Here is a 17,993-nt window from a genome sequence, read left to right as displayed (position 1 = left end):
GTATTCTAAAGGTATAAAATTTTTATTAATATGATTAATCAAATAATTCGGATGATAAGTAACGGTCGCCTGTATCGCAGACAATACATACAATAACACCACTTTCAATTTTTTGAGCTAATTCCAGCGCGGCGTACACGGCTCCGCCACTGCTCATGCCGCAAAAAATCCCTTCCTCTCTGGCCAGGCGTTTGGTTACTTGTCTGGCCTGTTTTTCTGAAACTTCAATAAGCTGGTCTATTCGTGATGGTTCAAAGATTAGGGAATATAGGCTTCCGGCCATTTCCTGATACCGGGAATCTGTGCATGGTCTGCAGGTTGGCAACCTGCTATAATGATGTTGGGATTTTTTCTTTCAGGTATCGCGATACACCCATGATGGTACCGGTTGTGCCCATGGCTGATACAAAATGAGTAACCTGGCCTTGGGTGTCCTCCCATATTTCGGGCCCGGTAGTTCGATAATGTATGCCCGGATTATCGGGATTGGCAAACTGGTTCAGCATTACATACCCGCTGCTGGTAACCAGGTCTTTTGCACGATCAATAGCGCCTTCCATAGCTCTTCGTTTGGGCGTTAGTATAACTGTAGCGCCAAAGGCTTTCATAGCGGCAACGCGCTCCCTGGTGGCATCTTCCGGCATTACCAGTGCTATTTCAATTTCAAACAGGCTCGCCATTAAAGCCAAAGCGATACCCGTGTTCCCGCTGGTAGGCTCTACCAGCTTTTGTTCTTTTTGAAGTTCGCCTCTTTCCAGTGCTCCCTTGATCATGCCATAAGCTGCACGGTCTTTTACGCTTCCGCCCGGGTTATAGCCTTCCAGTTTGCAGTAAATGCTTACGTTAGGGTTGTTGTGTATCTTTTTGAGTTGCACAATAGGGGTATTTCCCACTTGCAGCAGAATATCTGACATATCGATTAATAGTAGTGAAGTGTAATGAATATAGTTGTGTAGCCGTGCGTAAAGCAGCTTTGCTGAGAAGCAGGAGTTAGTAAAGACCTCTCTTGAAGCGGATAGCGTTACAGCACGGCCTTCGTCAACTATTCGTTCCTGTTTTTCAGAACGGTGAAGGAGAACTTTTTCCGGTTTTGGCAGCAGCGCTTTTTACCAGTTCAATGACTTCCAGCAAAGCCAGGTTACCTTTTTTGAGATACTGTAGCGTAACCGATTCCCTGATTTGATTTTCTGCGAGGTCGCTGTTGGGTGACCTTTCCGGTAAAAAATGATTGGATCTTAAAGCTTCATCTAACAGCAACAGATCCTGTTTGCCCGCTGCATGCAAAATGATGTTTGTTGAAAATAGTGGCATAAAAAAGGTTTAATGGCTGATAGCCGTGATAAGAAAAATGATACAGGTGTTATACAGTACGAAACGTAATTGGGGATGTTCTGGAGTAATATTTTGTTACATCAGGATGTAGGTTCGCAGGCTGTTGTAAGCCTGAAATCAGTTTAACAGCAACAACAACAATAGAGCGGTGTAAATGCTAACAAAATATTCATAGAGCAAATATAGAGATCTTTTTTAGTCTACCAAAATAATAGACTATTATTTTTTATTCGTCGATAAAACAGGAATTTGGCATCGCTTTTTAATAAAACAATTATTTTTATACGATGAGCCTTTTAAAGAAAATATTTTGTGGTGCAAGTGTGATATACCTGCTTGCTGCCTGTGGTGCTGATGCAGGGAAGCGGGAGCGTGCCGGAGCAGATTCCAGTCATTCCTGTATGAAAGCACCTTCCCGTTTTGGTGTGGCAGATTCTTCGGCTATTAGTTTTGGGGGCGACAGTTCCCTGGAGGGCATGGTATTGATACCCGGTGGCATATTTGATATGGGAGGGGATAATAACCAGGCAAGTGAAGATGAATACCCAAAACATAAAGTTCAGGTAGATCCGTTTTATATGGATGTGACTGAAGTAACAAATGCACAGTTTAAAAAATTTGTAGCGGCCACAGGCTATATTACCACAGCTGAGCGTAAACCCAACTGGGACGAGATAAAGAAAACACTGCCTCCCGGTACTCCAAAACCGCCGGATAGTGTGCTGGTGGCTGCCTCTCTGGTATTCAGGCAGACCAACGGTCCGGTCGATTTGAATAATTTCAACGAATGGTGGAACTGGGCAGAAGGCGCCAGCTGGCAACACCCCCAGGGACCGGGGAGCAGTATTGAAGGAAAAGAAAATTATCCCGTGGTTCATGTAAGCTGGGACGATGCACAGGCTTATTGTAAATGGGCGGGGAAGCGATTGCCCACCGAGGCAGAGTGGGAATTTGCTGCAAGAGGCGGTTTGATCAACCATATTTATCCCTGGGGTAATGAGCATATAAACCAGGGCGTACCTAAAGCAAATAGCTGGGAAGGGAAATTTCCTTATCTGAATGAAAAAAAGATGGCTATATAACCGCAGCACCGGTTCGGTCTTTTGTCGCAAATGGTTATGGACTTTACGATATGGCCGGCAATGTGTGGGAATGGTGCAGCGACTGGTATCATCATGATTATTACCAGCAGCTGGAGGGCAAGTTAGCGGCAAACCCGCAGGGACCCGATAAGTCCTATGACCCGCAGGAACCTTATACAGCCAAGCGTAGTTTGCGCGGCGGGAGCTTTTTATGTAACGATTCTTATTGCAGCGGTTATCGTGTTGCACGCCGCATGAAAAGTAGTCCTGACACTGGTTTGGAGCATACCGGCTTCAGATGTGTGCGGGATAAAAAATAGCTGGCGATTATCAGAGTTGCCATTTAATGCATTATGGAGCTCCTTAATGCTTCAAAATAACCGGCAGCCTGTAACATACGACTGCCATACCAGCTAAACATTTCTCCATCTGCAAGTAGTACGGTAGAAAGTGGGAGCTGCTTCTGCAGCGTAACCACGTCCTGCTCTTTAAAAGGGTAGGGCTCGCTGGAAAGGATTATAAATTGAGGCTGAATTGCCTGTAGCTGAACGATAGTTGTTTCAGGATACCGGAGTTCCTGCCCCGCTACATTCGTGAAGCCCGCTTTTTGCATCATGGAATGGATAAATGTATCAGCTCCAACAGTCATCCAAGGCGCTTTCCAGATAAGATAGGCTGCTGTCAAAGGTTCCTGTGAATTCAGATTTTCAAAATTGTATTCTATCCCGGATATCAACTGATCCGCCTCGTTCGCTTTGCCCGTTAATGCTCCGATACTGCGAATCATCTGGAGCGCATCTTCAAAATTGCCTACATCAGTAAGCAATACCTCGCTGAATGATGAACAGGCGGCTACCTGTTCTTTAATATTTTCCTCCTTACTGGCAATAACCAATGTAGGATGTAGGGACCTGATGGTTTCTATCTGTATATTCTTGGTGCCGCCTACGCGTTGTTTGGTCTGGTGCCAATGGGGTGGATGTACACAAAACTTAGTAATTCCTACTGTTTCATCATGCAGGCCCAGGTAATGCAGGAGCTCTGTAATGGAAGGAACAAGGGATACGATGCGCATAGCGCAAAATTACTTGGTGGCGGAATAAATGCAGCACATACCAAAAGTGAGTGCTTTATAGCTGGTTTGTTTGAACCCTACTTTATCAAGTATCGCTGTAAAATCTTTTCTTTCAGGAAAAGCCTTGGCCGATTTGTTCAGGTATTGATAAGCCTGTTTGTCCTGCTTGAAAGCTTTGGCAATTTGTGGCGCCACCAGGCTCATGTAAAACTGGTAAAGATTGTTGATGAAGGCAGGGCGCGGTCTTGAAAACTCAATAATGCATAATTGCCCGCCAGGTTTTAACACCCGTCGCATTTCTGAAAGTCCCTTTTCGAGGTTTTCAAAATTGCGTACACCAAAAGCAGCCATGGTTACATCGAAGCTATTATCACTAAAATGCAGGTTTTCAGAGTCTCCTTTTTCCAGTTGTATCTGGCTGTTTAAACCAAGCTTCTCTATTTTTTTACGGCCCTCTGCCAGCATTTGGCCAGAAATGTCTACGCCTACCACTTGTTTCGGGTTTAGCATCCTGGTAGCCCTGATCGCCATGTCACCGGTTCCGGTGGCGATGTCGAGTATGTATTGTGGCTGTTTTTTGCGAAGGGAATTGATCGCTTTTTACGCCAGCTCACATCCGTTCGGGCAGATAAAAAACGATTCATAAAATCGTATTTTCCTGCTATCTTATCAAACATTTCTGCAACCTGTTCTTTTTTAGTCTTCTCAGATTCGCTAAACGGTATAATGTGATCGTGGGGTTGTGCCGACATGGGCGCAAAGATACGTGTTGATTGGCGAAACAGGTAATCGTAAAAAATAACAACCTGGAAAACCTGTAGCCGCAATTATTTTAAATGAAATGCGTATACCCGAAGGCTTTATAATATCTTAGTAGCGTAATTAGGTTGCCGATGAAGGATTTTTTAATAATATAGAACTGGATGAGCTTTCTTCCACCCCCAAGTACCTCCAGCTTGCTCAATCTGTGATCAAAGCCATTGCACAGGGCAAAATCAAGCATGATGAAGTAATGCCCTCCATCAATGAAATGAGCTTTGAGTTCGATATTTCGAGAGATACCGCCGAAAAATCTTATAAATACCTGAAAAAGCTGGGTGTTTTAGGGTCAGTGCCGGGTAAGGGCTATTATGTAAAGACCACCAATGTAAAGAACGATATTAAAGTGTTCCTGCTGTTTAATAAACTGAGTTCTCATAAGAAAATTATCTACGACTCATTTGTAAAAACGCTGGGCGATAATGCGGTCATTGATTTTTATATCTATAATAACGATTTTAATTTTTTCAAGCGGCTTTTAACCAATGCGGGAAGACATTATTCGCATTTTGTAATTATTACTCATTTTTTAGAAAGCGGGGAAAATGCTTACGAAATACTCAATACTATTCCGAAGGAGAAGCTGATCTTATTGGACAAGCTTGTACCCGGTGTAAGTGGCGACTTTAGTGCTGTATATGAGAATTTTGAAAATGATATTTACGGCGCACTGGAAGAAGCCGTAGGTAGCCTTAAAAAATATGAAACCTTAAAAATTATCGTTCCATCTTATACCTATTTCCCCGAGGAGATTATGAAGGGATTTAAAAGATTTTGCCATGAGTACGCTTTTTCGGCGGCGATCGTTAATGATATCGCAAAAGAAAAAGTAGAGAAAGGCAGTGCTTATATTAGCTTAATGGAGGATGACCTGGTGACGCTGATTGAGAAAATTAAAGATTCAAAGCTGAAAATCGGAAAAGATATTGGCGTGATCAGCTATAATGAAACGCCCCTGAAAAAGCTCATTCTGCAAGGGATTACCACTTTTTCTACCGATTTTGAAGAGATGGGCAGGCAGGCGGCTCTATTGATTTTAGATGGAAAAAGAAAAAAGATTGAAACTCCTTTTCACTTAAAGCTCAGGCCGTCGCTTTAATAGGACAGGTATTGCTCATTATTCATTACTGATTACTCAGTACCGATTACTGCTCACGATGTTCTACATTTGCATTCTGTATGCAAATAATTTCAGCTTCTTATATTAAAAGTAGTGCCAACTACACTCAATGTCCTCCTCCAGATAAAGCGGAATATGCTTTTATCGGGAGAAGTAACGTGGGAAAATCATCCCTGATCAACATGTTGTGTAATATAAAGGGACTTGCTAAGATATCGGCAGCCCCGGCAAAACGCAATTAATCAATCATTTTGTTATTAACGATATTGCAAAAAGCAATGCAAAAGCCAAAATAGGTAAAAGCTGGTACCTGGTAGATTTGCCAGGCTATGGTTACGCAAAAGTTTCTCAAAAGCAACGTAAGAGCTGGACCTCTATGATCGAGGATTATATATTAAAGCGTACTAATCTCGGTAATTTGTTTGTGTTGATTGATAGTCGTCATGAGCCTCAAAAAATCGACCTGGAGTTTGTAGATCAGTTGGGAGAGTGGCAGGTGCCTTTTGCGATTGCATTTACAAAAGCAGATAAGAATAAGCCCGGAGCTACGGTAAATAACGTGCAGAAATTTATCGAAACTTTAAAAAATACCTGGGCAGATTTACCTCCTTATTTTGTTACTTCGGCCACCCGGGGCGATGGGAGAGAGGAATTGTTATCATTTATTCATGAGTTAAATAAAGAATTTACAGCATTACAAGGTAAGTAGTGAAATATAAGTTCACTGCAGATGCCCGTTTGTATCATTGTCCGTTTTCAAAGTACACCTAATGAAGTTGCATTTTAAGTTGTTTCTTATTGCTTTTGCTACACTTATATCGGTCTCCTGTGTAAAGAATACGCCATTTTTAGATGCTTATTCAGTACCGCCGGTTTTTAACCAGGAAAGTAATGACTCTACGGCGTTGGCGCGTGTGATCATGGCCCATGGTCTGGCTAACTATTTGTCCAACTCGGTAATTGAAACTATTGATACGGCTATTGTAGACTCGTTGTGGCTGAATCGCGGACGACAATTTACCAGTTCGATGGTGCCTGATTTTGTATACGACGAAACTATGCTGAATAATATGGTGGGGCGCATTAGCCTGGCCAGCAATACCGGCGACGCCGACTCTCTGAAAGGCCTGGCCGATTCGGTAGCTATTCTCAGCCGGTTTTTTAATGTACCAGCTGCTAACGGAACAGCAGGTGTTCGTACACAAAATACACCGGTATCTCAGAAACGTTTGTTTAATGAAAATGGCATGGAAATGCAGGAAGTGTGGTTCAACACCATGTTGGGCGCCAACTTTATGCAGAATGCCTTTGGTAATTTGGCCGGTCCGGGACAAAGTGTAGCACTGGCCTGGGATGTGGCCTATAATTATATGGGATTTCCTGTAAACTACGATCCTGAACTGGATTATTATGCAGGAATGGCAAGGCGTAACCGGCCCCTGGGTATTGCCGCACTTTTTGCCGGGGTTAAGAACCTCGATGCCGGAGCAAAGATTTATGAAGAGTTCAGGCGCGCAAAAGCAGCTGCTACTGCCGGGGATGCCCGTGTAAATGCTATTTCAATAACAACCATTGTGGGGTATACAGAAGTGACTTTGGCGCAGAGTGCTTTATTTGCTTTAGACAGTGTAAAGCAGATTGCTGACCCCGTAGCCAAATTGCACTACCTGTCCAAAGCACATGGTTTGATACGGGCGCTTAAATATAGAAATTCAGGTGTCAGTCCTCTAAGCGTTGAGGTGTACCAACAGGTAAGAGCAATCATGAAGGAGAATTTTTATACGCTTACGCAGGACGCTTCCTATACAAAAATCAGCCAGGCTGCCAGTTTACTGTTCAATGCTTACAATAAGCAGTAATTATAGCTTTTCAAGCATATCTACCACTTTTTCCCGCTTTAGAATCAGGTAACCCAACCGGTCTTTACTAATGCCCTCTTTTAGCTGGTAGCTAAAGGACAGCGCATCTTCCGTAACCATGGTTTCAAAATGGCGAAAGGCAATGGTAGGCAACTCCTGTAATTCATCCCCGATTTCGTAGAGATGGGTAGAAAGAATGAATAGGGAGGTTTTTACCTTAATGAGGCCCTTAATAACAGATAAAGAGCATCTCATCGCATCTTCAACATTGGTGCCCTTAAATAATTCATCAATCAGCACCAACCATTTTTTTCCATCGCTGATCTTTTGCACGGTGTTTTTAATTCGCTGCACTTCATTAAAGAAAAAGCTTTCTCCTTTGGCAATATTATCTACCACATTAATATTGCTGATCAGCCCGTCGAACATCGTTAGCCGCATGCCTGAAGCGGGCACTCCCATGCCAATATGAGCGAGAAATACGGATGCACCAACTGATTTGATCAAAGTGCTTTTGCCCGCCATATTAGCTCCTGTCAAAAAAGAAAATTATGCTCAGGGCTCATTTGCAGGTGATAGGGGACGGGATTATGCAACAACAGGTGATACAGGCCTCTTGCTTCTATAAAAGGCTGGTCACTTTCGATAAACTCCGGAAAATGCAGGTTATACTTTTTTACAGCAAAAGCCATAGAATACCAGGCATCCAGCCGGCTGTAAATCTCAATCAGTTCCTGTACATCCTTTTTATAATTTCCTCTTACACTGGCTGCGAAGTACAAACTTTTGTGTTGAGGTACATTTTCATCCTTCTCTATAGCAGCCATTTGCCTGAAAGGCTCTACTGCATTGATTAAATGACCTATACGATCAATGTGAATTTTAAAATTGGCCGGCATATCAACACCGGCCAGTATAGTTTCAATTTTTTTTAATCCTCTGAAGAAATCTATAAAATGCTTTACCGAAAATTTAGCCATCGAATAGTCTGCACTATGCAGCAAACGATACATAAAAGCATCCACTGCCGATGGATTATTGCCAATAGTATCTAAAGCATAATCCAGGAATTTCACGATCACCAATACCGTACCATTCGATATTTCCTGAGGCCAGTCGTCTACATGTTCAATCAGCTTTTTTAAGATGTTTTGGGTACCGGTAATCTTCTTAATATCGTTGAAGGGGCTGGAAAAAAATGCCGCAACCATTCTTTCCCGCCCTCTGTACGGGTAAAGTTGAGCTTATGAAATATGGAATAACTCTCTTCTGTATGAAATATCGAAATGTCGTTAAAGGATATATTGTCTATCTGCATAGTAGTAGCTTGATGTTTAAAGTTTACATGCTGTTTGCAACCGGCTTAACATTGAACTTTCAAACATTGAACAGTAAATTATCTTTCAAATAGTAAGCGTTCTCCTTTCTTAGACTCATCCCACTGCCCGTTTCCATAAACTAAATGCCCGCTTACAAAAGTATGGGTGATGCTTGCAGGGAAATTGAAAGGTGCTCCGCCTTCACCCGCCTGTTCAAAAGGGCTCCAGCCACATTTGTAGAGGATGTTTTCTTTACCAACCGTAAAAGGTGCATTCAGATCCGCAACTACTAAATCGGCAAAATATCCTTCACGTATATAGCCTCTTTCTTTGATCGAAAAGCAGTCGGCCACCGCGTGGCTCATTTTCTCAACTATTTTTTCGAGGGAGATTTTTCCTAAGCGGTTGTAATAAAGCATCAACGGCAGGGCATGTTGTACAAGTGGTAATCCGGCATGGGCTTTTAAGTAAGGCTCATTTTTTCCTCAAAAGTATGTGGCGCGTGGTCCGTGGCTATTACATCCAGGCGATCATCTAATAGGGCCTTCCATAAAGCCTCCTTGTTATGTGCCGCCTTTATGGCCGGGTTGCATTTAATAAAATTGCCCTGGCGTTCATAATCGTCTGCCGTAAAATGCAGGTGATGCACACATACTTCTGCCGTAATTCGTTTATCCTTCAACGGAATGAGATTCGTAAAAAGCTGTAATTCCCGTTCGGTAGTGATGTGCAGGATGTGTAACCTTGAATCGTACTTTTTAGCCAGTTGAATGGCGTAAAAGGATGATTCAAAGCAGGCTTCCTCATTTCTGATGATGGGGTGATCTGCAGCCGTCAACTCCCGGTTTTCATCCAGCGCTTTCTGAAGATTGGCTTTAATAATTTTTTCATCTTCACAATGGGTGGCGATGAGCATCTCACTTTCACCAAAAATACGATGCAATACCAGTGGGTTGTCTACCAGCAGGTTGCCCGTGCTGCTACCCATAAACATTTTAATGCCGCAGATGCGGTCTTTAAATTTATTAGCGGCTAAAGTGTCGTCAGCATTAACATTGCTGGTGCCGATGTAGAAAGAGTAATTGGCCAGCGATGTTTGAGCCGCGATATTGTATTTGTCTTCCAGCAGGTCAAGTGTGAAAGCCGGTGGCGCTGTATTCGGCATTTCCATAAAACTGGTTACGCCCCCGGCTACTGCTGCTTTGCTTTCGGTATAAATATTGGCTTTATGCGTTAAGCCAGGCTCTCTGAAGTGTACCTGGTCGTCTATAGCGCCCGGTAACAGGTGTTTACCCTCACCGTTGATTTCTATAGCATTTTCGGTGGTATTGATTTGATTTTCAATTTTTTCGATACGCCCGTTTTTAATCAGAACATCCTTCGTTTCTGTTTTCCCTTCATTTACTACCTGAATGTTTTTAAAAAGATATATTTGCATGGTTTTTGTTTTTGTGCCCGGTGTTTTGCTATTGCCGGTTACCAGTTTCTGGTAATGGTAATAAGTAAGGTACACTTTTAAAGTGTGCTGAAAATAGAAGCTTTCGGTATTGCCGGGACATCAATGAAAATACTTTAATTAACCTTATCAATAAACTATGCAATTTAAGAAATACCTGCCTTTGCTAGCAGTTGTTTTATTACCAATTCTCGCTGCGTCGCAATCTACTTATTTGCCTAGGGGCGATAAGCAGGAGATTCTGCTGGATCGATTGGAAATAAAGGCTCAGAGAGATCCTATGCTGAACTTAAGTAAGACCAAACCTTATAGCAGGGAGTTTTATGTGCCGGCTATTAAAAACTACCTGAATGTAGATTCGGCGCTGGATGCCAAACTGACCAATGTAGATAAATATTACCTGAGAAGCGCATTAGCGAATAACGTAGAATGGTTGCCCGAGGAAGAGCGGGAGGCTTATATGAGTAAAAAACTGGTGGGAAATACTTTTTACCAATACCGGCAGGTTTGTATGAAACACATAGCAAAGACTTTGATCTCACTATCAACCCTGTGTTGAATGTTGGCTACATGAAGGAAAGTGGAAACGATCAAAGCCTTTTTATAATACCAGGGGAATAGCCATACGTGGGCGCATAGCGAAGAAAATAGGATTTTATACAACACTTACGGATAACCAGGAGCGTTATCCCCTGTATGTGCAGGATTGGATGAATGAGCGCACCGCTGTACCTGGCGCAGGTTTTAACCATCGTTTCAAGGGAGAAGGCGGCAGGGATTTTTTGATGCTCGCGGATATGTGACATTTGGTGCTACCAAATATGTGGATGTTACTTTTGGGTACGATAAGAATTTTATTGGTAATGGCCAGCGTAGCCTGTTCTTAAGCGATTTTGGAAATAATAACCTGTTCCTGAGATTAAATACCCGCATCTGGAAGTTTAATTACCAGAATCTTTTCATGGAGCTGACCAATGCTTATCAAAGTAACCCGGGTGATGATCTGTTGGGTAAAAAGTACGCAGCCATGCACCACCTGGATATCAATCTTACCAAATGGTTAAATGTAGGGGTGTTTGAGGGCATTGTGTTTGGTCGTACCAATCGTTTTGAATTAGGATACCTGGTACCGGTTATTTTTTACCGGTCGGTGGAGCGTGATCAGGGCAGTCCGGATAATGCAGTGGTAGGGATGGACTTTAAAGCAAATATTGCGAAGACCGCGCAGGTATATGGACAATTATTGTTTGATGAATTTAAGATATCCGAGTTAACAGGAGGAAATAACTGGTGGGCTAATAAATTCGGATACCAGGTAGGCGCCAAATATATCGACGCATTTACGGTTAAAAATCTCGACCTGCAGTTAGAGCTGAATCGTGTAAGACCGTATACCTACTCGCACTATGATTCTGTTGCCAACTACACACACTATAACCAACCGCTTGCGCACCCTTTAATGGCTAATTTTAATGAGTGGATTGGCGTAGCCCGCTACAGACCTGCTCCGAAATGGATGATTGAGGGACGGGCGATGTATTATATGCAGGGATTGGATAGTAATAGAACTGTTAATTTTGGAAGCAATATATTTTTACCTAGTACAACAAGATCCGGGGGCGATTACGGGCATGAAATTGGCAGCGGTTGGAAAACCAATGCAGCAATGGTGAGCCTGTTATTGTCGTACGAGTTAAAAGAAAATCTGTTTTTAGAATTGATGGGTATGGTTCGTAAACAACGCTATGATACACCGCCCGCTGTAGCTACTAAGAGTAGCACCGTATTTAATGTGGGGCTCCGTTGGAATATTGGCCGCAGGGACTTTTATTTTTAACAGGGTTTTAAAGCCCTTATTGTAAACAAAGCGTCTTTTAAAGAGTTAGGATAGAGGCTTCCTGGTCCATTATTCAATCATCAAAAAAGATATCTTATTCGATTACTTTTCGCACATATTCTGTTTATTCTGCAGTTGGTTTGTTTTACAGCAGCTGCACAAGCCACTGCCAATAGCAGCATTATTTTCTGGACGGAGGGGCGGCGGCTGCAGCTGCAGGATTTTAAAGTAGTAAATGACAGCATGAGCGCAGTAGAGGATAATGTGTCAGCCCTAACCCGAACCGGCATTACCTATTATTTAACCACTGATAAAGTGAACGGCAGGCCTGTAAGTATTCGAATAACAGTAGAAGCCACTGTGCACAGGCAAAATACCTTTATAAAAGAAAGGGTGCTGGACTACAATGCTTCTGTAAAGCAACGATTACTGATACATGAGCAGAAACATTTTGATATATCAGAGGTATTTGCACGCCAGGCAGTACGGGATCTGCAGAATTTAAAGTTGTCGGCCAATTATAGAAAAGAGATTGCTGATTTTGTGCAAACGAAATTTAAAGCGGCAGAATTCTATCAGCGCTTGTATGACGAGGACACCCAACATGGTGAAGACTTCGCTGCCCAGGATGAATGGAATGAAAAAATTGCAGAACAGCTGGAAGCGCTTGAAGCCTATAAAAGAAAGACTGTGGTTAAGAAGTTGTAGTCTAGCTGTTGCATTACTATAACCTTCAATTCTTACACACCCAAAGCCTGTATAACATCGTATTTGGTCACAATATGATAAATGCCCGCATCATCCTTACTCATCACAGCGCCGTTTTCTTTGGTGATCAGTGTTTTTAATTTATCAACCGAGATATTGAAGTCAACCAGCGGGAATGCAGGTTCTATCACATTGTCGATCTTTTGGTTTTTGATGTCCGGGTTGCTAAATACTTTTTGAAATAGTCCTCCTTCGGTAATCGATCCTATAATCTCACCGGCTTGCGTCACGGGAATATGTTCAATATCGTATTGCTTCATTAAATCAACTGCTTCAGCAACCGGTTTGTCAGCGGTAATGGTCAGCAGCTTTTGTTTACCGGGTCTGCCGCTGATGATGTCTTTAAATGTTTTTACATCGAGGAAGCCACGTTCCATCATCCACTGGTCGTTATAGATCTTAGCCACATAGCGGCTGCCATGATCATGTAAAATGCAAACTACCAGGTCGTCCTTGGTTAAAGTGTCTTTCAGTTGCATCAGTCCTTTCAGGCAACTACCGGCGCTATAACCGCAAAACAATCCCTCTTCCTTTGCCAGTCTCCGGGCCATAACTGCACCGTCTTTATCAGTAACCTGGGTAAAGGCATCAATTACACTCATATCATAGTTCTTCGGCAGAAAATCTTCGCCAAAGCCCTCACTGAAATAAGGGTACACTTCTTTTTCGTCCAGCTCGCCTGTTTTGAAATATTTGGTGAGCAAGGACCCGTAAGCGTCTACTGCCCATATTTTAATGTCCGGATTTTTTCTTTCAGATACATGGCTACACCGGTAACCGTTCCTCCTGTGCCCGCGGTGCAAACCAGGTGGGTGATTTTGCCTTCTGTTTGCTTCCATATTTCAGGACCTGTAGTTTCATAATGCGCCTGCCTGTTCGCCAGGTTATCGTACTGGTTCATGTGGTAGGAGTTGGGTACTTCTTTCGCCAGTCTCGCTGCCACGCTGTAATAACTTTGCGGGTCATCAGGCTCTACATTATTAGGGCATACAATTACTTCAGCGCCCATCGCTTTTAAAACATCTGCTTTCTCCTTTGATTGTTTATCGGTAGTAACAAATATGCACTTATACCCCTTTACAATAGCGGCCAACGCCAGGCCCATGCCGGTATTGCCACTGGTGCCTTCAATAATAGTTCCACCCGGTTTTAGTTTACCTTCCTGTTCCGCAACCTCAACCATTTTCAAAGCCATCCGGTCTTTAATACTATTGCCAGGATTAAAGTAATCCACTTTAGCCAATACGGTACAAGGCAGGTTCTGTGTTACTTTGTTTAACCGAACCAGGGGAGTATTGCCAATGGTCTCTAAAATATTATTTTTGATGTCCATATTTTCAAGTTAACCGATGTTTGAATGTTTTTATACGAATGCCAATTGGTTTATTTAGCCAGCTCTTTCAGTGCGGTAAGTACCAGCGTATCCTTTGTATTCATAACCTGGTAAAAGCCTGAGTCACGCCATTTAAAGCGGGCCAGCTGTGCCTCCATCCTGTTTTCTACTTTTTCTTTTTCAAAGGCCGGAACTCCAGAGAGGTTGATGGTGTCTTTTTTACCCAGTTGGTAAATTGTATCCACATATTCTTTGCAGGATCGAAACTCTCAGTGTAAACCTTCGGGTTGGCATAAGGATCCAGAATTTTTTGTTATCCAGGTAGTAATGGAACACAAAATCGTTGAAGGAGCCGTTTAAAAATAACATGTTGATCTCTCTTGAATAATTGGAGGTGTCAAGACCTACAAAAACATCCGGCATAATACCGCCGCCGCCATATACGGTTCTGCCTCCATGGGTTTTATAAACTTTCCCATTGCTTACTTTATTGCTGTCTGCATAGTAAAGCTGACCGCTGGCATAACGCTCCCAAACCTCATCCATATATACTTTTTTACCGCCAGTATAAGGTTTTTGAATGCTTCTTCCTATAGGTGTGTAATAGCGGGCGATCGTAAGACGCATGGCTGACCCATCGCTTAACAGGAAGGGTTCCTGCACCAGGCCTTTGCCAAACGTTCGTCTGCCTATGATGGTTGCGCGATCCCAATCCTGCAAGGCCCCAGCCAGAATTTCGCTGGCGCTGGCGCTTAGTTCATCTACCAGAACGGCGAGTTTTCCTGTCTCGAATAAACCTGGTCTTTTGCAGCGGTATTCAGTTTTAGGGCTGTTAACGCCTTGTGTGTAAACGATCAGCTTGTCACCGCTTAAAAATTCATCTGCAATTTGTATGGCCTGGTCCATATAGCCGCCGCCATTGCTTCTTAAATCAAAGATCATCTGGGACATGCCCTGCTTTTTCAATCCTTCCGCTGCTTCCATAAATTCACGGTAAGTGGTATTGGTGAACTTGTCCAGCTTAATAAAGGCAGTGGTTTTATCCATCATATAAGCGGCTGAAATAGACGGCGTAGGTATGTTGCCCCTAATTACTGTAACGGGCAATACCTTTCCGTTTCGCATAATATCCAGTTTGGCAGGAGAACCTCTTTCGCCCCGTATCAGACTGCGTATTTTGAAACTATTAATAGCTTTGCCTGTAAGACTATTGCTGTCTACTTTAATGATCTGGTCGCCAATCAGCAAGCCAGCTTTGTCACTGGGACCTCCTTCTATAACATAGGTGATGTTAACAGTGTCCCTGATCTGGTTAAACTCTACTCCAATACCTTCAAAATTGCCGGAAAGGTCTTCGTTCGCTTCCTTTAGTTCTGCCGGTGGCAGATATACCGAATGTGGGTCCAGCTCGCTCATCATTTCGCGTATAGCATTCCCCTCCAGGGTATCTAACTGTACGGAATCAACATAACGGGTCCTGATGATATCCAGGGCTTCCTGTAAGGCGGTGACCCTGTCTTTTTTAAATATTTTTTTATTGGGTTGTCCTGTCGCAAACCGGTATCCAATGTACATACCTAAAATCATTACAGCGGAAAGCAACAACGGAAGCCAAACCTCAAATTTTCTCTTCATCTTTATTAAAAATAAGCCTGCAAAATAGATAAAATTGTCTGAACCTTGGTTGAACGGCCCGCGGTTTTATACTGTGAGGGTAGCGAACCGGAATAATTAACATCTTTGATGGCGTGCTGTTTGAATCAAATGGTATTAAATCATGGTTCCCACAATATAGATACCTATATTAGCATATTATTTTTAAACCGTTAAGCTAATGTCGAAATCTATTCTTATTGCTGATGCCGGATCTACTAAAACCGAATGGAGCCTTTTACGAAATGGAAAAGTGAAGTCGGTTGAAACGGCAGGCATAAGCCCTTATTTTTTGGGAGAGGAGCAAATTGCAGAATTATTGCGTAGCGAATTATTACCTTCTTTGAAAAAGCCGAGGTAGATCATGTTTATTTTTATGGAACAGGATGCCTGAACCCTGCCAATAATAAGCTGGTGCGTAATGCCATTAAAAAGATATTTCCGGGGCTGCCGTGAACGTTACAAATGATGTGGAAGGAGCGGCCATAGGACTTTGTGGAAATAATAAAGGTATTGCCTGCATTTTAGGTACGGGTTCCAGCAGTTGCTTTTATGACGGCAAAAAAATAAAAAGAATAACCCGGGCCTGGGATATGCCCTGGGGGATGAAGGCAGTGGGGCTTACCTGGGTAAAAAGGTTTTGCAGTATTACATGTACAATACATTTGACGAAGACCTGCGGGCCAGATTTGATGCAGCGTATGTAACCAATACTACCGAAATACTGGAGCATGTATATAAAAAGCCATTGCCCAACCGTTACCTGGCCTCATTTGCGCGCTTTCTGGCAGATAACCGCGGGCATTATATGATCGAGAATATCATAGAGGATGGCCTCAATGATTTTTTCTTTACTCATTTGGGTAAATATAATGAAGCCTGGAAGTACCCCATCAATTTTGTAGGGGGCATCGCTTTTGGTTTTAAAGATGTTATTAAGGACCTTTGTGCTACTTACAATTTCGAGCTGGGCAGGATACTTCAAAAACCTATGAAGGGGTTGATCGAATATCACAAGGAGGCCTAAGGCCCGGCAGTAAAATAAATCGGTATCTATATGAATCAAAAAATAACGGAGCAGCCCAGCAAGTATAACGACCTGGAGAAAATGAGCATCAATGAGCTACTGGGATCTATCAATAAAGAAGATCAGACGGTGCCGGTGGCTGTGGAAGCAGCCTTGCCGCAGATAGAGAAATTGGCAGATGCGATTGTGGATCGTATGCTGGCAGGCGGACGCCTGTTTTATATAGGGGCAGGTACCAGCGGGCGATTAGGAATACTGGACGCCAGTGAAATTCCACCTACCTATGGCATGCCGCCTGGCGTGGTGATTGGAGTGATCGCCGGAGGGAATAAAGCTATTACAACGCCTGTTGAGAACGCAGAGGATGACGAAGAACAGGGATGGAACGATTTGAAGGCGCATCATATCAGCGAGAAAGATGCTGTGGTAGGCGTAGCTGCGAGTGGCACCACACCTTATGTTATTGGCGCATTAAAGCACTGCCAGGCTAATGGCATTGTAACAGGTAGTATTTCCTGCAATCCGGATGCCGATATCAGCAAAGTGGCAGATCACCCTGTTGAAGTAATTGTGGGGCCTGAATTTGTTACCGGCAGCACCCGTATGAAAAGCGGTACCGCACAAAAACTGGTGTTGAATATGATCTCTACTACGGTAATGATACAAATGGGCAGGGTAGAGGGTAACCGTATGGTAAATATGCAATTAACGAACGACAAGCTAATAGATCGTGGAACCCGGATGATCATGGACCGTACCGGTATGACAGACTATGAGCGGGCTAAGCAATTGCTTTTAGAGAAAGGTAGTGTGAAATTGGCGATCGACGCTGTATCCTGATCGCAACAAATCATAAATAAGTACAACCTAAAAAAGGAAGGCGAAAGCCTTCCTTTAAAAATATATTAAAGTGATTAATTAAGCTGCTTTAGCTGCATTCAACCTTTTAGCCAGCTTACTTTTTAAGTTAGCAGCTTTATTACGGTGAATAACGCCACGTTTTGCTAATTTATCAATCATGCTTTCAACAGACGATAATTGAGATGTTGCTTCGGTAGTTTCCGCTGCTTTCAAATCCCTGATAGCATTACGTGTAGTTTTGCCATAGTATCTGTTTCTTTCGCGGCGTTTAGCTGCCTGACGTGCATCTTTTTTGTAGCTTTATGATTGGCCATCTATTTCTAATTTTTGGACGGCAAAGGTAAGGACTTTTAGAGATACAATCCTAATTATTTTATTTTTTTGCCGGTATTGTGTACCTCCATTCATTCAATTGTTCAAATACCATATTAAAAAGTCTTAAGAACACGCAT

The 17,993-nt window shown here is 42.8% G+C and carries 25 protein-coding genes and 2 pseudogenes; 12 read left to right on the top strand and 15 right to left on the bottom strand.

Going from position 1 to position 17,993, the window contains the following annotated elements:
* Positions 1-34 precede the first annotated feature (34 nt).
* From MKP07_RS43925 to MKP07_RS35130, 3 genes are all read right to left on the bottom strand, one after another.
* Positions 35-283 carry a pyridoxal-phosphate dependent enzyme gene (locus MKP07_RS43925; RefSeq protein ID WP_240852676.1) on the bottom strand — a complete coding sequence of 83 codons (249 nt, stop codon included), beginning with the start codon at positions 281-283 and terminating at the stop codon, positions 35-37.
* Between the two features lie 46 nt (positions 284-329).
* Positions 330-914 carry a pyridoxal-phosphate dependent enzyme gene (locus tag MKP07_RS35135; protein ID WP_240852675.1) on the bottom strand — a complete coding sequence of 195 codons (585 nt, stop codon included), beginning with the start codon at positions 912-914 and terminating at the stop codon, positions 330-332.
* 145 nt (positions 915-1,059) lie between these two features.
* Positions 1,060-1,284 (bottom strand): hypothetical protein, encoded by a 225-nt coding sequence (locus MKP07_RS35130; protein ID WP_240852674.1) that lies wholly within the window; start codon positions 1,282-1,284, stop codon positions 1,060-1,062.
* 335 nt (positions 1,285-1,619) lie between these two features.
* Between MKP07_RS35130 and MKP07_RS40565 the strand changes: the two genes are divergently transcribed.
* Complete coding sequence (locus MKP07_RS40565; protein ID WP_262920147.1) at positions 1,620-2,414, top strand: formylglycine-generating enzyme family protein; 795 nt, start codon at positions 1,620-1,622, stop codon at positions 2,412-2,414.
* A 50-nt stretch (positions 2,415-2,464) separates the two neighbouring features.
* Positions 2,465-2,734, top strand: coding sequence for a formylglycine-generating enzyme family protein (locus tag MKP07_RS40560; protein ID WP_262920146.1), 270 nt, complete (start codon positions 2,465-2,467; stop codon positions 2,732-2,734).
* A gap of 23 nt (positions 2,735-2,757) precedes the next feature.
* Here MKP07_RS40560 and MKP07_RS35120 read toward each other — a convergent pair whose 3' ends face one another.
* The 3 genes from MKP07_RS35120 to MKP07_RS40555 are packed head-to-tail and all read right to left on the bottom strand — an operon-like array spanning position 2,758 to position 4,166.
* Positions 2,758-3,489, bottom strand: a complete 732-nt coding sequence (locus MKP07_RS35120) for an ABC transporter substrate-binding protein (protein ID WP_240852673.1) — start codon at positions 3,487-3,489, stop codon at positions 2,758-2,760.
* A gap of 9 nt (positions 3,490-3,498) precedes the next feature.
* Positions 3,499-4,041 carry a ubiquinone/menaquinone biosynthesis methyltransferase gene (locus MKP07_RS35115; protein ID WP_317236243.1) on the bottom strand — a complete coding sequence of 181 codons (543 nt, stop codon included), beginning with the start codon at positions 4,039-4,041 and terminating at the stop codon, positions 3,499-3,501.
* Complete coding sequence (locus tag MKP07_RS40555) at positions 3,993-4,166, bottom strand: hypothetical protein (RefSeq protein WP_262920210.1); 174 nt, start codon at positions 4,164-4,166, stop codon at positions 3,993-3,995. Before MKP07_RS40555 ends, MKP07_RS35115 begins: the two co-directional genes overlap by 49 nt.
* 236 nt (positions 4,167-4,402) lie before the next feature.
* Here MKP07_RS40555 and MKP07_RS35110 point away from each other — a divergent pair, with 236 nt between their 5' ends.
* From MKP07_RS35110 to MKP07_RS35095, 4 genes are all read left to right on the top strand, one after another.
* Positions 4,403-5,407 (top strand): GntR family transcriptional regulator, encoded by a 1,005-nt coding sequence (locus MKP07_RS35110; protein ID WP_317236242.1) that lies wholly within the window; start codon positions 4,403-4,405, stop codon positions 5,405-5,407.
* Positions 5,408-5,487: 80 nt separating this feature from the next.
* Complete coding sequence (locus tag MKP07_RS35105) at positions 5,488-5,670, top strand: GTPase (protein ID WP_240852671.1); 183 nt, start codon at positions 5,488-5,490, stop codon at positions 5,668-5,670.
* 77 nt (positions 5,671-5,747) lie between these two features.
* Positions 5,748-6,137: a GTP-binding protein gene (locus MKP07_RS35100; RefSeq protein WP_394803748.1), complete on the top strand. Its 390-nt coding sequence runs from the start codon at positions 5,748-5,750 to the stop codon at positions 6,135-6,137.
* A 61-nt stretch (positions 6,138-6,198) separates the two neighbouring features.
* The gene (locus MKP07_RS35095) at positions 6,199-7,287 is read left to right on the top strand and encodes a hypothetical protein (RefSeq protein WP_240852670.1); all 1,089 of its coding nucleotides are present in this window, start codon (positions 6,199-6,201) and stop codon (positions 7,285-7,287) included.
* Here MKP07_RS35095 and MKP07_RS35090 read toward each other — a convergent pair whose 3' ends face one another.
* The 4 genes from MKP07_RS35090 to MKP07_RS35080 form a co-directional block, all read right to left on the bottom strand.
* Positions 7,288-7,827: a MutS-related protein gene (locus MKP07_RS35090; RefSeq protein ID WP_240852669.1), complete on the bottom strand. Its 540-nt coding sequence runs from the start codon at positions 7,825-7,827 to the stop codon at positions 7,288-7,290.
* Entirely contained in the window at positions 7,824-8,498 is a 675-nt protein-coding gene (locus tag MKP07_RS35085; protein WP_240852668.1) for a hypothetical protein, read from the bottom strand. Before MKP07_RS35085 ends, MKP07_RS35090 begins: the two co-directional genes overlap by 4 nt.
* Before the next feature lie 185 nt (positions 8,499-8,683).
* Positions 8,684-8,971, bottom strand: a complete 288-nt coding sequence (locus MKP07_RS40550; RefSeq protein WP_262920145.1) for a hypothetical protein — start codon at positions 8,969-8,971, stop codon at positions 8,684-8,686.
* Positions 8,972-9,069: 98 nt separating this feature from the next.
* A complete protein-coding gene (locus MKP07_RS35080) occupies positions 9,070-10,119 on the bottom strand; it encodes an amidohydrolase family protein (RefSeq protein ID WP_317236211.1) in 1,050 nt (349 codons plus the stop codon).
* Positions 10,120-10,201: 82 nt separating this feature from the next.
* Here MKP07_RS35080 and MKP07_RS35075 point away from each other — a divergent pair, with 82 nt between their 5' ends.
* From MKP07_RS35075 to MKP07_RS35065, 3 genes are all read left to right on the top strand, one after another.
* Positions 10,202-10,621 (top strand): hypothetical protein, encoded by a 420-nt coding sequence (locus MKP07_RS35075; RefSeq protein WP_240852667.1) that lies wholly within the window; start codon positions 10,202-10,204, stop codon positions 10,619-10,621.
* A gap of 240 nt (positions 10,622-10,861) precedes the next feature.
* Positions 10,862-11,899, top strand: a complete 1,038-nt coding sequence (locus MKP07_RS35070) for a hypothetical protein (RefSeq protein ID WP_240852666.1) — start codon at positions 10,862-10,864, stop codon at positions 11,897-11,899.
* A gap of 135 nt (positions 11,900-12,034) precedes the next feature.
* Positions 12,035-12,607: a DUF922 domain-containing protein gene (locus MKP07_RS35065; RefSeq protein WP_240852665.1), complete on the top strand. Its 573-nt coding sequence runs from the start codon at positions 12,035-12,037 to the stop codon at positions 12,605-12,607.
* Between the two features lie 32 nt (positions 12,608-12,639).
* On the opposite strand, the gene MKP07_RS35060 is transcribed toward MKP07_RS35065, so the two are convergent.
* The 4 genes and pseudogenes from MKP07_RS35060 to MKP07_RS35045 all read right to left on the bottom strand — a co-directional run bounded on the left by MKP07_RS35060 (position 12,640) and on the right by MKP07_RS35045 (position 15,635).
* Positions 12,640-12,927 carry a CBS domain-containing protein gene (locus MKP07_RS35060; RefSeq protein ID WP_240852778.1) on the bottom strand — a complete coding sequence of 96 codons (288 nt, stop codon included), beginning with the start codon at positions 12,925-12,927 and terminating at the stop codon, positions 12,640-12,642.
* A gap of 225 nt (positions 12,928-13,152) precedes the next feature.
* Positions 13,153-14,000: pseudogene (locus tag MKP07_RS35055) on the bottom strand (PLP-dependent cysteine synthase family protein); the annotation flags it as partial.
* A gap of 50 nt (positions 14,001-14,050) precedes the next feature.
* Positions 14,051-14,245 (bottom strand): hypothetical protein, encoded by a 195-nt coding sequence (locus MKP07_RS35050; protein ID WP_240852664.1) that lies wholly within the window; start codon positions 14,243-14,245, stop codon positions 14,051-14,053.
* The gene (locus MKP07_RS35045; protein WP_240852663.1) at positions 14,220-15,635 is read right to left on the bottom strand and encodes a S41 family peptidase; all 1,416 of its coding nucleotides are present in this window, start codon (positions 15,633-15,635) and stop codon (positions 14,220-14,222) included. The genes MKP07_RS35050 and MKP07_RS35045 overlap by 26 nt, the downstream gene beginning before the upstream one ends.
* Before the next feature lie 199 nt (positions 15,636-15,834).
* On the opposite strand from MKP07_RS35045, the gene MKP07_RS35040 reads away from it, so the two are divergent.
* The 3 genes from MKP07_RS35040 (at position 15,835) to murQ (ending at position 17,520) form a co-directional block, all read left to right on the top strand.
* Positions 15,835-16,014, top strand: coding sequence for a hypothetical protein (locus MKP07_RS35040; RefSeq protein WP_240852662.1), 180 nt, complete (start codon positions 15,835-15,837; stop codon positions 16,012-16,014).
* 291 nt (positions 16,015-16,305) lie between these two features.
* Positions 16,306-16,680 (top strand): hypothetical protein, encoded by a 375-nt coding sequence (locus MKP07_RS35035; RefSeq protein ID WP_240852661.1) that lies wholly within the window; start codon positions 16,306-16,308, stop codon positions 16,678-16,680.
* Positions 16,681-16,710: 30 nt separating this feature from the next.
* Complete coding sequence (gene murQ, locus MKP07_RS35030; protein WP_240852660.1) at positions 16,711-17,520, top strand: N-acetylmuramic acid 6-phosphate etherase; 810 nt, start codon at positions 16,711-16,713, stop codon at positions 17,518-17,520.
* Between the two features lie 78 nt (positions 17,521-17,598).
* Here the strand turns inward: murQ and rpsT are convergent.
* Positions 17,599-17,781, bottom strand: a pseudogene (gene rpsT / locus MKP07_RS35025) (30S ribosomal protein S20); the annotation flags it as partial.
* Positions 17,782-17,993 lie beyond the last annotated feature (212 nt).

The sequence above is a fragment of the Paraniabella hibiscisoli genome (assembly GCF_022512515.1).
GTDB classification, from domain to species: domain Bacteria; phylum Bacteroidota; class Bacteroidia; order Chitinophagales; family Chitinophagaceae; genus Niabella; species Niabella hibiscisoli.
The sequence above is the reverse complement of the archived record's forward strand: the minus strand, read 5'-3'. Positions and strand labels throughout refer to the sequence as shown.

Bases quoted from the DNA above. Each gene is read 5' to 3' on its own strand.
- MKP07_RS43925 (WP_240852676.1), bottom strand. From the start codon at position 283: ATGGCCGGAAGCCTATATTCCCTAATCTTTGAACCATCACGAATAGAC.
- MKP07_RS35135 (WP_240852675.1), bottom strand. From the start codon at position 914: ATGTCAGATATTCTGCTGCAAGTGGGAAATACCCCTATTGTGCAACTC.
- MKP07_RS40565 (WP_262920147.1), top strand. From the start codon at position 1,620: ATGAGCCTTTTAAAGAAAATATTTTGTGGTGCAAGTGTGATATACCTG.
- MKP07_RS40560 (WP_262920146.1), top strand. From the start codon at position 2,465: ATGGCCGGCAATGTGTGGGAATGGTGCAGCGACTGGTATCATCATGAT.
- MKP07_RS35120 (WP_240852673.1), bottom strand. From the start codon at position 3,489: ATGCGCATCGTATCCCTTGTTCCTTCCATTACAGAGCTCCTGCATTAC.
- MKP07_RS40555 (WP_262920210.1), bottom strand. From the start codon at position 4,166: ATGTTTGATAAGATAGCAGGAAAATACGATTTTATGAATCGTTTTTTA.
- MKP07_RS35105 (WP_240852671.1), top strand. From the start codon at position 5,488: ATGCAAATAATTTCAGCTTCTTATATTAAAAGTAGTGCCAACTACACT.
- MKP07_RS35095 (WP_240852670.1), top strand. From the start codon at position 6,199: ATGAAGTTGCATTTTAAGTTGTTTCTTATTGCTTTTGCTACACTTATA.
- MKP07_RS35085 (WP_240852668.1), bottom strand. From the start codon at position 8,498: ATGGTTGCGGCATTTTTTTCCAGCCCCTTCAACGATATTAAGAAGATT.
- MKP07_RS40550 (WP_262920145.1), bottom strand. From the start codon at position 8,971: ATGAGCCACGCGGTGGCCGACTGCTTTTCGATCAAAGAAAGAGGCTAT.
- MKP07_RS35075 (WP_240852667.1), top strand. From the start codon at position 10,202: ATGCAATTTAAGAAATACCTGCCTTTGCTAGCAGTTGTTTTATTACCA.
- MKP07_RS35060 (WP_240852778.1), bottom strand. From the start codon at position 12,927: ATGAAGCAATACGATATTGAACATATTCCCGTGACGCAAGCCGGTGAG.
- MKP07_RS35045 (WP_240852663.1), bottom strand. From the start codon at position 15,635: ATGAAGAGAAAATTTGAGGTTTGGCTTCCGTTGTTGCTTTCCGCTGTA.
- MKP07_RS35040 (WP_240852662.1), top strand. From the start codon at position 15,835: ATGTCGAAATCTATTCTTATTGCTGATGCCGGATCTACTAAAACCGAA.
- MKP07_RS35035 (WP_240852661.1), top strand. From the start codon at position 16,306: ATGTACAATACATTTGACGAAGACCTGCGGGCCAGATTTGATGCAGCG.
- murQ (WP_240852660.1), top strand. From the start codon at position 16,711: ATGAATCAAAAAATAACGGAGCAGCCCAGCAAGTATAACGACCTGGAG.